The following is a 13,203-nucleotide window of genomic DNA, read 5'->3' on the forward strand; positions in this document are numbered from 1 at the left end:
CCGCGCGCTCACGCAACGACATGACCGAGCATCTCGCGATTGTCGTAGTCCTGCGTCACCACGCGGCCGGGCACGCCGGCGACGAGTGCGCGCGCAGGCACATCGCGCGAGAGCACGGTGCCCGCCGAGATGGTCGCACCCTCGCCCACCCGGATCCCACCGACGATCGTCGCCCCCGGGCCGATCCAGACGTTGTCGCCGATCTCGGGAAGGCCGTGGTCGCCGCGCGACACCCGCTGCCCGATCGTGACGTTCTGGTGGATCACGACGTTCCGGCCGATCCGCGATCCGCCGACGATCACCCCGTGGCGGTGCATCAGCAGCAGACCTGGACCGATGTCAGCATGCGTCGAGATGTCGCAGTGGTCGATGTGCGTCGTCCAGCGATTCCAGAGACGATGCATGACGATCAGCGGTAGAGCCGCGATCGGCGCGCTCGCCCGCATCCGGTCGGCCAAGCGCCCGAACCGATAGCACGCCACGCAGTGCAGTTCGGAGTTCGAGAGCACGAACGCGATGCGGCGCCACATCGGCGTGCGATCGCCGTCGAGGATGGACGCGATCATGCGCGTGAAGTCAGCGGCGAGCGCGCCTTGCGGGCGCCTCGCGGTGGTGTTCGACATCTCGGCGGACGAGATCAGGAGCGCGTCTTGGACGCGACGAAGCGTGTGAGGTTCTCGATCGAGTCGAGGTTCTCGGGCACCGATTCGTCTTCGAGCACCTGCAGATCGAACTCCGTCTCCAGGAATTCGATCAGCTCGAGCACACCGGTCGAGTCGATCACCCCGGTCTCCAGCAGCGACTCCGTTCGCGACGGCATCCTCTCGGCATCGCCGAACAGGAAGCTGCTGAGGATGAAATCCTCGATGCGCGCGTCGACAGTGAGCATGGTCGTTCCCCTTTTCCCCAGACGCGGTGAGTGCTGCTCCCCTCAGAACAGCCTCTTGTCCCCAGACCCGCGTGCTCTATTGTGCTTAGCACGGCAGCGTTGCCGGACCTCGCTCAGCCAGAAGGATACTCCATGTGCGGCATCTGCGGCATCTACGATCCAGGCGGTCCTCCGCCGGATGATCTGATCCTGCGTATGATCACCGCGCTCAGCCATCGCGGACCCGACGGCAGCGGGTGGTACCGCGACGACGTGATGACCCTCGGACACACCCGGCTGTCGATCGTCGACCTCGCCGGCGGCACTCAGCCCATGGCCGGCGAGGATGAACGCGTCTGGGTGGTCTTCAACGGCGAGATCTTCAACCATGTCGAACTGGCGCGGGAGCTGAGGGCACGCGGACACCGGTTCCTGACCGCCTGCGACACCGAGGTCATCGTGCACGCCTGGGAGGAGTGGGGGGCGGACTGCTTCCGCCGGTTCAACGGGCAGTGGGCGCTCGCCCTGTGGGATCGTGACGCCCAGCGCCTGGTGCTCTCGCGCGACCGCTACGGCATCCACCCGCTCTTCTACGCCCAGACCGGCCGGCGCGTCGCCTTCGCCTCCGAGATCAAGGCGCTGTTCTGCGATCCGCGCGTCCGTCGCGAGCTGGATGCGGACGGCCTCGACGACCTGCTGACCACGTGGTCGCCCACCGCACCGAGAACCCTGTTCGAGGGCATCCGGCAGGTGCAGCCCGGAACCTGGCTTAGGATCGACGCCGACGGGATCACCGCACACGAGTACTGGAATCCCGTCTTCCCGCCGGAGGGCGAGGAACCCGATAGCGACATCCACGAGAACGCCGAGCGACTGCGCGCGGCCGTGATCGACGCGACCCGGCTGCGCTTCCAGCGAAGCGATGTGCCGGTCGGAGCATATCTCTCGGGTGGGATCGACTCGGCAGTCACCGCGGCGGTCATCGCCGAGTTCGCAGAGACGGACGTGCACACGTTCTCGCTGCGCTTCGCGGATGCAGAGTTCGACGAGGGGCACCATCAGCAGCTCATGCACGAGCGGCTGGGCACGACGCATCGAGAGCTCGTCGTGCACGGCCGCGACATCGCCGAGGCGCTTCCCGACGCTGTGTGGCACGCCGAGAGCGCCCTGCTGCGCTCCGCGCCCGCCCCCATGATGCTGCTGTCGCGGCTGGTGCACTCCGAGGGGTACAAGGTCGTGGTCACCGGTGAAGGGGCCGACGAGGTGCTCGCCGGCTACGACATCTTCCGCGAGGCGAAGGTGCGGTCGCTGATGGCCGCCGAGCCGGATGCCGACGCCCGCGTCCGGCTCGTCGAGCAGCTGTACCCGTGGATGCGCCGGTCGCCGGCGCAGGTGCCCGCCTTCGCCCAGTCGTTCTTCAACCGGCCTTTCGACCCGGACGACCTCGCCCTCTCGCACCGGCCGCGGTGGCAGACGACCTCTGCGATCCGCAGCATGCTCGCACCGGAACGTCGTTCGAACGCCGATGGGGCGGCAGACCGCGTGATCGGCTCGATGCCGGCGGGCGCCGCCGGCTGGGATCCGCTCTCGCGAGCGCAGTGGCTGGAGATGCGCACGCTGCTGCCCGGCTACCTGCTCTCGTCGCAGGGCGACCGCATGCTCATGGCCGCTTCGGTCGAGGGGCGCTTTCCGTTCCTCGACCACCGGGTGTTCGAGGCGGTGGCGCGGGTGCCGGCCGAGCACAAGCTGCGCGGGCTCGACGAGAAGCATCTGCTCAAGCGAGCCTTCGCCGACCTCGTGCCACGCGAGATCATCGATCGCCCCAAGCAGCCCTATCGCGCGCCGGACGCAGCGAGTATCTTCATCGCTGATGCCCCTGACTGGGTGGCAGAGGCCATGTCGCCCGGAGACGTCGCCTCTGCCGGCATCTGGAATCCGCGGGCCGTGCAGCTGCTGTGGGACAAGGCCCGCCGAACCGAGGGGCGCGGCATGGGAAACACCGACAACATGCGCGTGATGGCCGTGCTGACCTCGCAGCTGCTGCATCGGATGCTCGTGCGGGACTGGCATCCGCCCGACCCGATGCCGCCCCCACCGGTTGCGTCTTTCGACCGCTCGACCACCGGCGCCCGAGCCGGCGAACACAGGATGTCCGGTATGGGGCCGGCTGATCAGGGGAGATGACATGACGGATTTCTCATCGCAGAGCCTCGCGATCGACGAGGCGGCGGAGGTGGAGCGCATCTGCGAGCGACTGCGACGATACGTCTCGGCGGCGAGGCGACGCGGGCTCGTGGTGGCGGTGTCGGGAGGCATCGACTCGAGCGTGGTGGCGGCGCTGAGCGTGCGTGCGCTGGGGCCCGAGCGCGTGTTCGCGCTGCACCTGCCGGAGCAGGAGTCGTCGACGCAGACGCTGTCGTACAGCACCGAGCTCACGGACTGGCTGGGGGTGGACTCGGTGACCGAGAACATCACGCCGATCCTCACGGCCGCCGGATGCTATCGCCGCCGCGATGACGCGATCCGCTCGGTGATCCCGCAGTTCGGCGAGGGGTGGAAGTCGAAGATCGTGCTGCCGAGCGTCGTCGACTCCGATTCGCTGCGGCTGTTCTCGGTGGTCGCCGAGTCGCCGCAGGGCGAGCAGGTGACCGCCCGGCTGAGCGCCGCCGCGTATCTCGAGATCGTCGCAGCATCGAACTTCAAGCAGCGAACCCGCAAGATGCTCGAGTACTACCACGCCGATCGGCTGAACTACGCCGTCGCGGGCACCCCGAATCGCCTCGAGTACGACCAGGGCTTCTTCGTGAAGCTCGGCGACGGCGCGGCCGACATCAAGCCGATCGCGCACCTGTACAAGACGCAGGTGTACGCCCTCGCCGCTTACCTCGGCGTGCCGGAGTCGATCCGCTCACGTCAGCCCACCACCGACACGTACTCGATGCCGCAGTCGCAGGAGGAGTTCTACTTCTCGCTGCCGTATTCGCTGATGGACCTATGCCTCTTCGGCATGAACCACGGCGTCGATGCCGAGACCGTGGCAGAGGCGGCGGGTCTGCGAGCCGATCAGGTCGAGCGCGTGTTCCGCGACATCGAGCAGAAGCGGCGCAGCACGGCCTACCTGCACGAGGCGCCGGTGCTGATCGAACCCGTCCCCGAGCGGGGTCGTCTCGACCTCGGCTGACCCCTGACCGGATGCCGGGCGCGTGACGTGCTCGGCATCCGGGACGACGGCCGTGTGCGCGATCGCCAGAGCGACATCGCCGAGGGTGCGGGAGTGCGCACCGACCCGGAGGCCCTCCGGCGCGCGGGCACCCACCCAGCCGCGCAGCTCGACACGCCAGCGATCGGCCCGCGCATCGGCGCGCACGGTGATCTCCCGCCAGGGCACCGGGTCGCCGGGGCGGGCCACACCGATGGCCTTCCACGCGGCCTCCTTCACCGCGAAGCACACCGCGAACGCGAGCCCGGGATCGGCAGCCGACGCGGCCATGTCCCGCTCGGATGCCGAGAACCAGCGCGCGGTGACGGCATCGCCGCGCCCGATGATCCGTGCCATCCGAGGCACGTCGACGACATCGATGCCGACACCGTGCAGGGCCGGCTCACTCATCGAGATCGGCGATGACGCGCATCAGCTCCGCCGCGGCCACCCGCGCCGACCTCGTTCAGGTGACCGGCATCGGCTCCGAGCGCGTTGTTGAGCACGTGATACCGCTCCCCGTGATGCTCCCGGGTCATCGGGTCGGTTGACAGGGTGGCCTCCACCGCCGCGATGTCGAAGAGGCGGCCGCTCGATGCGTACTCGTCGCGGATGAGCGTGTTGTAGGTCTCCCGCACGAGGTTGTCGGCCGGGCCGCGCTGGTCGTCCGACCCGAAGAGCGCCTTGAGATTGGCGCGCCAGCTGCGGTCTGTGGTCAGCGGAACCGTCGCGTACAGGAACGTGATGTCGGGATGCCGCATCTCGAGGTCGGACATGAGCGCACGATACTCCTCGAACACCTTCTGCGCGTCGGTCGTCGAGGTGATGTCGGTGTAGCAGAGCTTCACCAGGGCCACGTCGGGCGCCGCACCCGCCGTCGCGTCGACCAGCTCGCGGAAGGCGTCGAACTTGCCGAGCGGGTCGCCGTTCACGCCGACGAAGGCGTGCACGATCGACGGGCCGTCCTCGGTTCCGGTGGCGCCGGCCTCGACGATGGTCGGCGGCGGGCGCGACGCGTCGTGGTACACGCCGGCGATGCCGTCGAGGACGTTCATGCCCACCGACTGGTGTCCGAACAGCAGAGAGGTGCCGGAGAGGGCGTCGAGCTGCTCGTCGCTCACCGTCGGAGCCGCCACCTGCGCGACCGGTCTGGGTGCCACGAACCACACTCCTATCCCGACGAGCGTCGCGAGCGCCGCCGAAGTCACGATCCATCGCCATCTGCGCTTGACCGACCATCTCATGCCGGCACGCTCCCTGCGGTCACGAGGTCGCACAGGCGCTCGCGGACGTCGCGCTTGAGCACCTTGCCGCTGCTGTTCAGCGGCAGCCGATCGACGGCCTGCACGAGGTCGGGCACCATGTGCTTCGGCAGCCGCGCTCGGCAGTGCGCGATGAGTTGCTCGGAATCGAGCGTCGTGCCGGATCTCGTCACGACGGCCAAGGCCACCACCTCCCCCGCCAGAGGATGCGGGACCCCGACCGCCGCAACCGAGACGATCTCGGGCAGCTCCATCACCACCGCCTCGACGTCCTGGCTCGCGATGCGGTGGCCCCACGACTTGATGAAGTCCTCAGCGCGGTCGACGACGTAGATGAAGCCGTCGGCGTCGACCGTCGCCAGGTCGCCGGTGTGCAGCACTCCGTCCGGCATCTTCTCGGCGGTGCGCTGCGGATCTCGCAGGTACCCGGGCGAGACGTTCGCGCCGCTCGCCCAGATCTCACCGACCTCCCCCGGGCGCACGCCGGAGCCTGTCTCGTCGACGACCCGCAGAGACACGCCGCGAAGCCCACGGCCGATCGACCCGGGTCGCACGTCGATCTCCTCCGGCGGCAGGTACGACAGCCGTGCCGTCGCCTCGGTCTGGCCGTACATGATCAGCAGCCGGGCATCCGGATGCGCGGCTCGCAGCTCGTCGATGATCGCGGGCGGCAGCTTGCCGCCCGCCTGCTGCATGTATCGGAGATCGGGCAGCCTGCGCGACGCGAACGAGCTGTTGCGCATGAGCGCCTGGTACGTCGACGGCACGCCGGCGATGCCCGTGCAGCGCTGTGCTTCGAGCCTGTTGACCACGGTCTCGAGATAGACGAACGTCGGCTGGTTGACCAGGCAGGCGCCCGCCCGCAGATGCGTGTGCAGCAGCGATGCGCCGAAGACGTAGAAGAAGGGCAGCACTACCAGCATCCGGTCACTCGACGCGATGTCCGCATAGTCGAGGATCGACTCGGTGTTGGCGCGGATGTTGCCGTGCGTGATGCGCACCACACGCGGAGCGGCCGTGGTGCCCGACGTGAACAGATAGGCGGCATCCTGATCGTCGTCGACGTCGCGCGCCACGAACCGCTGCTGCCTCGCGTCGCTGAGGGCCTGCTCGCCGATCACCGGCATGTCGGCTGGAACGGCGTCACGGGGTGCGCCACGGGCACCGAGCAGCACTGCCCGGCATCCGACCCACTCCATCCTCGAGCGTGACTCGGCCGCTGTCAGAGCCGTCGACATCGGCACGCTCACCAGCCCGGCGGCCAGGGTCGCAAGGTATCCGGCTGCCCAGAAGAAGCTGTTCTGACCGAGGAGAGCGATGGGAGCCCCCGGCGGAAGATCGAGTTCGAGCAGGCGTGCCGCGAGAGTGGCGGCGGCGACCCGAAGATCGCCATAGCTGTGCGTCGTGTCCCCGTCGACGAACGCGGGCGCGTCATCGGGCGCCGTCTGCAGCAGATACCGCGCAATGTTCATGACTCCCCCATCGAGTCAGCGACTCCCCCACAGAGCCGTGCACGATCAGATCATACGCGCAGAGATGCGGCACGGGGAAGGCGACCTGACGCGTCATCGACCGCGTCGTGGCTAGACTTGATCTGCGGCATCGTCACACGTGCCGCTGGCGCGCCCGGCATCCCCAGTGCCTGTGCGTCAGGCTCGGAGCTTCCCCAGAGCTCCAGGTCAGCGGCCTCAGCCGAGTCCCCACTCGCTGGGGCCGCGTGTCCTTCATGCGGCTTCTCCGTGCCGGTTGCGCCGAGAGCGCGGCGCCTGTTCAGCGCGCGGGCGGGGCGCAGACCCGGTAGCGCGAACCCTCGACGAGGGTCTCACTGTCGCACGGCATGCCGGTGAGTCGCGGCACACCTCCCATGGCGGGCGCATCGAACAGGCCGACGTGCGCTCCCGACATCACGATCGGCGCGACTGCCGCGCCCCACGGCTGGGCGGCCAGCCACTCGGTGCCGGTCTTCTCGACCCAGTCGGCGATCACCGCGACATCCGCCCGCTGCGTGGCGAGCGTCTCGTTTCGCGGAAGCGTCGTCTGCTGCACATGCCCCGCGACGCTCCATGCGAGCGATGCCGCCAGCGCGGCCGCCGTGACGCCGCCGGCGATGCGACGCAGGTTCACCGGCTCCTCGGCGCCGTTCACCGGCGCGTCGCGCAGGATGCGCGCGGAGGCGAGCTCACGCGCTCCCCAGCACGCCACGATCACGAGCACGGGGAAGAAGGCGAGAACACCCACCGCCGGATGCCTGACCCACAGCGGAGTGTGCGCGGCCGTCGCCCACCACCCCACGAACGCCACCGATCCGACGCCTCCGGCGAGCGCCAGCGCCATGGATCGGCGCTTCAGCCGGCCGCGCCGGCGCACCTCGACGAAGCCGCCGACGATCAGCACGATCACCAGTGCGGCGGTCAGCCAGGCCACCCAGCCCGGCACGAACCACGCGCTCGTCAACGTGTCGAGCTTCTGCGCGACGGTGGTCGACTGCCCTCGCTGACCACCGCTGCGCACGAAGCGCACCATCTCGCGCAGATGCTCGACGAATCCCGCAGGCCCCAGAGACACCAGAGCCCACAGCTCGAACAGCAGCGTCGGCACGCCCGCGAGAAGCAGCGGCAGCCAGCCGCGCCGGACGGTCTGCCCGATCCGCGACCATCCGCGACCCGGAGAGCGCACCCAGATCGCGACGGCGAATGCGGGCAGGGCGAGCAGCGCGATCAGCTTGCACTGCACCGCGAGTCCGACGAGAAGACCCGCGAGCCAGGGCCGCCGACGCAACGTGATCAGCGCCCAGACCAAAAGCGCCGCCGCGGCGACCTCGCCGAGCAGGTCGGCCGGGCCCTGGATGGGCGAGTAGCTGCCGAGTCCGTTGAACGCCAGCGGAGCGGCCGCGCCCGCGAGCGCCGCCCATCGGCCGGCGACGCGCCAGCCGAGCAGTGCGAGGCCGGCGATCAGCAGTGCCCAGAAGGCCACGGGCACGAGACGGGCGCTGATCACCGGATCGCCGCCGAAGAGCAGCATCCCGGCGACCGGCAGAAGCACGACGGGACCGGTCGAGATCCGCGCGTCAAACGGCGTGATCGTCGATCCCGAGAGCGCACCGTCGCTGGAGTATCCGAGGCCGGCGAGCAGGTTGAGCGGAACCGTGAGGTTGAACGCCTCGTCCTCCCAGAACCGCGCGGTGAGGCTGTGCTGGATCACGATCAGGTGACACACCAGCAGCGCGGCCGCGAGAAGCCAGAACGCGATGGTGCGCAGCCGCCGCCTCATGCTCACGGCTTCCGGATGCTGCGCAGCGGGGCGTTCGGGCGCAGCGACAGCGTCCACGCCTCGCGCAGCGCGCCGGCGACGAACGCCCGCAGCCGCGGCGGCGGCACGAGGGCTCGGACTCCCCCGCCCCACATCGTGCCGCTCTCCGATGCGCCCCGACGCGGGATGCTGGTCACAGCGAGGTAGCGCACCACGAAGCCGCCACGGGCCTCGGCGAGCGAGAAGTGCACGTGCGGCACCAGCGCCTCGACCGGCACGGCGTCGATCAGCCGCTGCAGCGCCCCAGGGCGGTAGGCGCGCAGTGGGGTGTTGACGTCGGGCACGCGTCGTCCGGCGGCCGAGGCGATCAGCACTCCGACCGCACCGGTGAGCACCCGCCGGTACCACGGGTCGGTGCGGCTGCGTCGCACGCCGTGCACGACGTCGGCACCGGTGCTCTCGGCCGCGAGAACCAAGCGGGTGAAGTCGGGCCCGATGAACTGCCCGTCGCCGTCGACGTGCACGAGCAGGTCCGGCTCGAGCGCGAGTCCCGCACGGTAGGCGGCCAAGGCCGTCGGGCCGTGTCCGCGATTCACGGGCTGCGGGTGCACGTGCACGTCATCGATCCGATTGAGGGCCGCGACCGTGGCATCCGTCGAGCGATCGTCGGCGACGGCGAAGGTGACCCGCTCGACGAGCGGAGCGACGTGCTCGCGGATCTCGTCGATGAAGCCGCGAATGCCCTCCTCTTCGTTGTAGGCGGGCATCACGATCACGAGATGGGCGACGGTCACACGGGTCCTCACACGCTCAGCGAGCACGGGCGGTCGCACTCCCTAGTAGCCTAGTGGAGCCATGAAGATCCACCCCCGACTGCGTCGGCTCGCCTCTGTCGGGAGTCGCTTCCTCATCGTCGGCGCCGTCAGCACCCTGATCGAGATCGGCGTCTTCAATCTTCTCGTCTACGCGATGGGCGTCGATGTCGTCTGGGCGAAGATCATCGCCTCGCTCGTGGCGCTGGTGAACGCGTACATCGGCAACCGCGAATGGACCTTCAAGCACCGCGACCGTCGCGGCCGGGTGAACGAGCTGGTGCTGTTCGTGCTCGTCAACGCCGCCTGCACCGGGCTCGGGGCGCTGCTGCTCTGGCTCGGCGTGCAGATGGTCAGCACGGTGCTCGACCGGCCTGCGGGGCCGATCGCGGTCAACGTCGTCAACCTCACGAGCATCGTGATCGTCGTGCTCGTGCGCTTCGCGCTGTACCACGGTGTCGTGTTCCGGCCGGGCAGGAGCGCGACAGTCGAGTCCTGACCCGGGCCTGTCCCCGAACACGAAGAAGGCGGCCACCTCGGGGTGACCGCCTTCTTCTGCCAGGGTGTGTCAGAGCGTGAGGTGCTTGCGCACGACATCCGCGAGCGACTCGGCGTGGGCGTTCGCGGTCTCGGCATCCGCTGCCTCGACCATCACCCGCACCAGCGGCTCGGTACCGGACTTGCGCAGCAGCACGCGACCGGTCGAACCCAGCTCGGACTCGACGGTCCTGATCGCGTCCTGCACGCCGGCGTGATCCGAGACGGCGTCCTTGTCGACGTCCTTCACGTTGATCATCACCTGCGGGTACACCGTCATGATCGACGCGAGCTCGGCGATCGACTTCTTCTGCCGCGCCATCTCGGCGACCAGGTGCAGGCCGGTGAGCAGGCCGTCGCCGGTGGTGGCGAACTCGCTCATGATCACGTGACCCGACTGCTCGCCGCCGAGAGAGTAACCGCCGGCGTTCATGTCTTCGAGCACGTACCGGTCGCCGACCGCGGTCTGGCGCACGGTGATGCCCTGCTCGCGCATGGCGACGTGCAGACCGAGGTTGCTCATCACGGTGGCGACGAGGGTGTCGTCGACGAGCTTGCCGCGGCTCTTCATCGCCACGGCGAGGATCGCCATGATCTGGTCGCCGTCGACGATGTTGCCGTCGGCGTCGACCGCGAGACAGCGGTCGGCGTCGCCGTCGTGCGCGATGCCCACGTCGGCTCCGACCCGGATGACCTCGGCCGCGAGCTTGTCGAGGTGGGTCGATCCGACGCCGTCGTTGATGTTCAGGCCGTCGGGGTCCGCCCCGATCACGGTCACCTTCGCGCCGGCGGCGGCGAAGACCTCGGGCGAGGCGCCGGATGCCGCGCCGTTGGCGCAGTCGAGCACGACGTGGATGCCGTCGAGGCGGTGCGGCAGCGAGGCCAGCAGGTGCATGACGTAGCGATCCTCGGCATCCGAGAAGCGGATCACGCGACCGACGTCGCCACCGGTGGGCTGCAGCTTGACGCCCGACTCGATGTGCTCTTCGATGCGCTGCTCGACGACGTCAGGAAGCTTCACTCCCCCGCGCGCGAAGATCTTGATGCCGTTGTCGGGCGCGGCGTTGTGCGAGGCCGAGATCATCACGCCGAAGTCGGCGTCGATGTCGGAGATGAGGAAGGCCGCAGCGGGCGTGGGCAGCGTCCCGGCATCCAGCACGTCGACGCCGGAGGAGGCGAGACCCGCCTCGACGGCGGCGCTGAGGAAGTGGCCCGAGATGCGCGGATCACGCGCGACGACGGCCGTGAGCCGCTTGCCGACGGCGCGGCGCGCGTCGGCGATACGGCCCTGGCCCAGGACGACAGCAGTCGCCTGGGCCAGGTGGAGCGCAAGCTCGGCGGTGAGGAGCTGACCATTGGCCAGCCCCCGCACGCCGTCCGTTCCGAACAGTGCCATAGAGGGAACTGTACGGGTCAGCGCTTCGAGTACTGAGGAGCCTTGCGGGCCTTCTTGAGACCGGCCTTCTTGCGCTCGATGACGCGGGCGTCGCGCGAGAGGAAGCCGGCCTTCTTCAGGGTCGGGCGGTTGTTCTCGGCGTCGATGTTGTTCAGCGCACGGGCGATGCCGAGACGCAGCGCGCCGGCCTGGCCCGAGTCGCCGCCACCCGAGATGCGGGCGATGACGTCGTACGCACCCTGCAGGTTCAGCACCGTGAAGGGGTCGTTGATCAGCTGCTGGTGCAGCTTGTTCGGGAAGTAGTCCTCGAGCGTGCGACCGTTGATCGTGATGGTGCCCGAGCCGGGAACCAGACGCACGCGGGCGATGGCCTGCTTGCGACGGCCGACAGCGGCGCCGGGAACGGAGAGCACGGGGCGGGGAGCCGACTCCTGAACCTCGGCCTCAGGGCTCGAGGTCGAGAAGTTCTGCGGGAATTCGGTGGTGTCCTGGATTTCAGCCACGAGTATGTCCTTAAGTCTTTATGGCGCTTACTGGGCGACCTGGTCGAGGGTGTACGGCGTGGGCTGCTGAGCGGCGTGCGGGTGCTCGGCACCTGCGTAGACCTTGAGCTTCGACAGCTGCTGACGACCCAGGGTGTTCTTCGGGAGCATGCCGCGGACGGCCTTCTCCACGGCGCGAACCGGGTGCTTCTCGAGGAGCTCGGCGTACGAGGTGGCCGTCAGACCGCCCGGGTAACCCGAGTGACGGTAGGCCATCTTCTTCTGGAGCTTCTGACCCGTGAGGGCGACCTTCTCGGCGTTGACGATGATGACGAAGTCACCGGTGTCGACGTGGGGAGCGAAGGTGGCCTTGTGCTTGCCGCGCAGGATTGCTGCTGCGTGCGAAGCCAGACGGCCGAGAACGACGTCGGTGGCGTCGATGACGATCCAGTCACGCTGGACCTGCCCGGCCTTCGGGGTGTAAGTGCGCGTCACGATAGTGCTGCTTTCTTGATTCGAACGGAGAGGTTCGTGAATCCCACTCCGGGGTGGGTTCCGCCTCGATGATCCGAGAGGGAACACGCGCCAGTGGAGGGCTCACGTTCGCGGGTGCGACCGCAGTTGATCACACACCAAGGGTCAAGACTACAGCATCCGGAGCCGGAGGACGAACCGGGGTCACCCGACGCTACTCGACCTCGGCGGTGATCAGGATCGGGCGGTGATCGCTCGTGGCCTGCGGCAGCGTGGTGATCTTCGAGATGTCGAAGCCCACCGAGGTCGCGAAGTCGTAGTGCCCCTTGAACACGCGGTAGCGGGTGTAGGTGCGGTCGTCGCTGAGCGTGAGCGTGTAGCCGTGATCGCGCACCGACTGGCCGAGGCTCTCTTTGAAAACAGGGTAGTTGTAGTCGCCGACCATGAGCACGGGCATTCCGGGGCCGAGGGCCTGCAGGGCATCCAGCCCCGCCCTGATCTGGTTACGGCGCAGGGAGTTCAGGGCGGTCAGCGGCGCCGCGTGGAACGAGGCGACGATCAGCCCCCGCCCGGTGTCGATGTCGCGCAGCCGCGCTCCGAGCACCCGCTCGTGCGCGGGCTTGAGCACCCGGTCGTGCAGCGACTTCTTCAGCCCGATGGTGCGCACCTTCTCGACCTGGAACGTGTTGCTGCGCAGGTACATCGCGAGCCCCAGCCGGTTGCCGCTGGTGGTGTGCACGAGGGAGAGTCCGCCGATGGCATCCGGAAGCGCCTCCGTGTCGCACTCCTGCAGGCAGAGGATGTCCGGGTCGTGCTCGGTCACCAGCCCGATGAGCTCAGTCGCGGCGCGGTGCTTGCGAAGGTTGTACGAGATGACTCTCATGCCCGACACGTTACCGCCGGGATCCGAGCGCGCGACGGGGT

General features: G+C 68.8%; 13 protein-coding genes and 1 pseudogene. 3 read left to right on the top strand and 11 right to left on the bottom strand.

What is annotated here, in order from left to right:
* Positions 1-8: 8 nt before the first annotated feature.
* Complete coding sequence (locus V2S04_RS06460; protein ID WP_413637663.1) at positions 9-623, bottom strand: serine O-acetyltransferase; 615 nt, start codon at positions 621-623, stop codon at positions 9-11.
* A gap of 14 nt (positions 624-637) precedes the next feature.
* On the bottom strand, positions 638-889 hold the full coding sequence (locus V2S04_RS06465) for a hypothetical protein (RefSeq protein ID WP_413637664.1): 252 nt from the start codon (positions 887-889) through the stop codon (positions 638-640).
* 132 nt (positions 890-1,021) lie between these two features.
* On the opposite strand from V2S04_RS06465, the gene asnB reads away from it, so the two are divergent.
* Together asnB and nadE are read left to right on the top strand one after the other, a co-directional pair.
* Positions 1,022-3,052 carry an asparagine synthase (glutamine-hydrolyzing) gene (asnB, locus tag V2S04_RS06470; protein WP_413637665.1) on the top strand — a complete coding sequence of 677 codons (2,031 nt, stop codon included), beginning with the start codon at positions 1,022-1,024 and terminating at the stop codon, positions 3,050-3,052.
* A 1-nt stretch (position 3,053) separates the two neighbouring features.
* On the top strand, positions 3,054-4,049 hold the full coding sequence (nadE, locus tag V2S04_RS06475; protein WP_413637666.1) for an NAD(+) synthase: 996 nt from the start codon (positions 3,054-3,056) through the stop codon (positions 4,047-4,049).
* Positions 4,050-4,175: 126 nt separating this feature from the next.
* Here the strand turns inward: nadE and V2S04_RS06480 are convergent.
* From V2S04_RS06480 to V2S04_RS06500, 5 genes and pseudogenes are all read right to left on the bottom strand, one after another.
* Positions 4,176-4,478 (bottom strand): annotated as a pseudogene (locus V2S04_RS06480) (holo-ACP synthase); the annotation flags it as partial.
* Complete coding sequence (locus V2S04_RS06485; protein WP_413637667.1) at positions 4,475-5,227, bottom strand: hypothetical protein; 753 nt, start codon at positions 5,225-5,227, stop codon at positions 4,475-4,477. The pseudogene V2S04_RS06480 and the gene V2S04_RS06485, both read right to left, overlap by 4 nt.
* A gap of 80 nt (positions 5,228-5,307) precedes the next feature.
* Positions 5,308-6,801: a class I adenylate-forming enzyme family protein gene (locus V2S04_RS06490; protein ID WP_413637668.1), complete on the bottom strand. Its 1,494-nt coding sequence runs from the start codon at positions 6,799-6,801 to the stop codon at positions 5,308-5,310.
* A gap of 298 nt (positions 6,802-7,099) precedes the next feature.
* Complete coding sequence (locus tag V2S04_RS06495; protein ID WP_413637669.1) at positions 7,100-8,605, bottom strand: hypothetical protein; 1,506 nt, start codon at positions 8,603-8,605, stop codon at positions 7,100-7,102.
* Complete coding sequence (locus tag V2S04_RS06500; protein ID WP_413637670.1) at positions 8,602-9,372, bottom strand: glycosyltransferase family 2 protein; 771 nt, start codon at positions 9,370-9,372, stop codon at positions 8,602-8,604. The genes V2S04_RS06495 and V2S04_RS06500 overlap by 4 nt, the downstream gene beginning before the upstream one ends.
* Before the next feature lie 61 nt (positions 9,373-9,433).
* Between V2S04_RS06500 and V2S04_RS06505 the strand changes: the two genes are divergently transcribed.
* Positions 9,434-9,889, top strand: a complete 456-nt coding sequence (locus tag V2S04_RS06505) for a GtrA family protein (protein ID WP_413637672.1) — start codon at positions 9,434-9,436, stop codon at positions 9,887-9,889.
* A 69-nt stretch (positions 9,890-9,958) separates the two neighbouring features.
* Here the strand turns inward: V2S04_RS06505 and glmM are convergent, their stop codons facing one another.
* The 4 genes from glmM to V2S04_RS06525 form a co-directional block, all read right to left on the bottom strand.
* Positions 9,959-11,323, bottom strand: a complete 1,365-nt coding sequence (gene glmM / locus V2S04_RS06510) for a phosphoglucosamine mutase (RefSeq protein ID WP_413637673.1) — start codon at positions 11,321-11,323, stop codon at positions 9,959-9,961.
* Positions 11,324-11,340: 17 nt separating this feature from the next.
* Positions 11,341-11,826 carry a 30S ribosomal protein S9 gene (gene rpsI / locus V2S04_RS06515; RefSeq protein WP_099195945.1) on the bottom strand — a complete coding sequence of 162 codons (486 nt, stop codon included), beginning with the start codon at positions 11,824-11,826 and terminating at the stop codon, positions 11,341-11,343.
* A gap of 27 nt (positions 11,827-11,853) precedes the next feature.
* The gene (gene rplM, locus V2S04_RS06520; RefSeq protein ID WP_071640481.1) at positions 11,854-12,300 is read right to left on the bottom strand and encodes a 50S ribosomal protein L13; all 447 of its coding nucleotides are present in this window, start codon (positions 12,298-12,300) and stop codon (positions 11,854-11,856) included.
* 193 nt (positions 12,301-12,493) lie between these two features.
* A complete protein-coding gene (locus V2S04_RS06525; protein ID WP_413637674.1) occupies positions 12,494-13,162 on the bottom strand; it encodes an endonuclease/exonuclease/phosphatase family protein in 669 nt (222 codons plus the stop codon).
* Positions 13,163-13,203: the final 41 nt, after the last annotated feature.

The sequence above is a fragment of the Microbacterium sp. OR21 genome, from assembly GCF_047306785.1.
GTDB lineage: Bacteria > Actinomycetota > Actinomycetes > Actinomycetales > Microbacteriaceae > Microbacterium > Microbacterium esteraromaticum_E.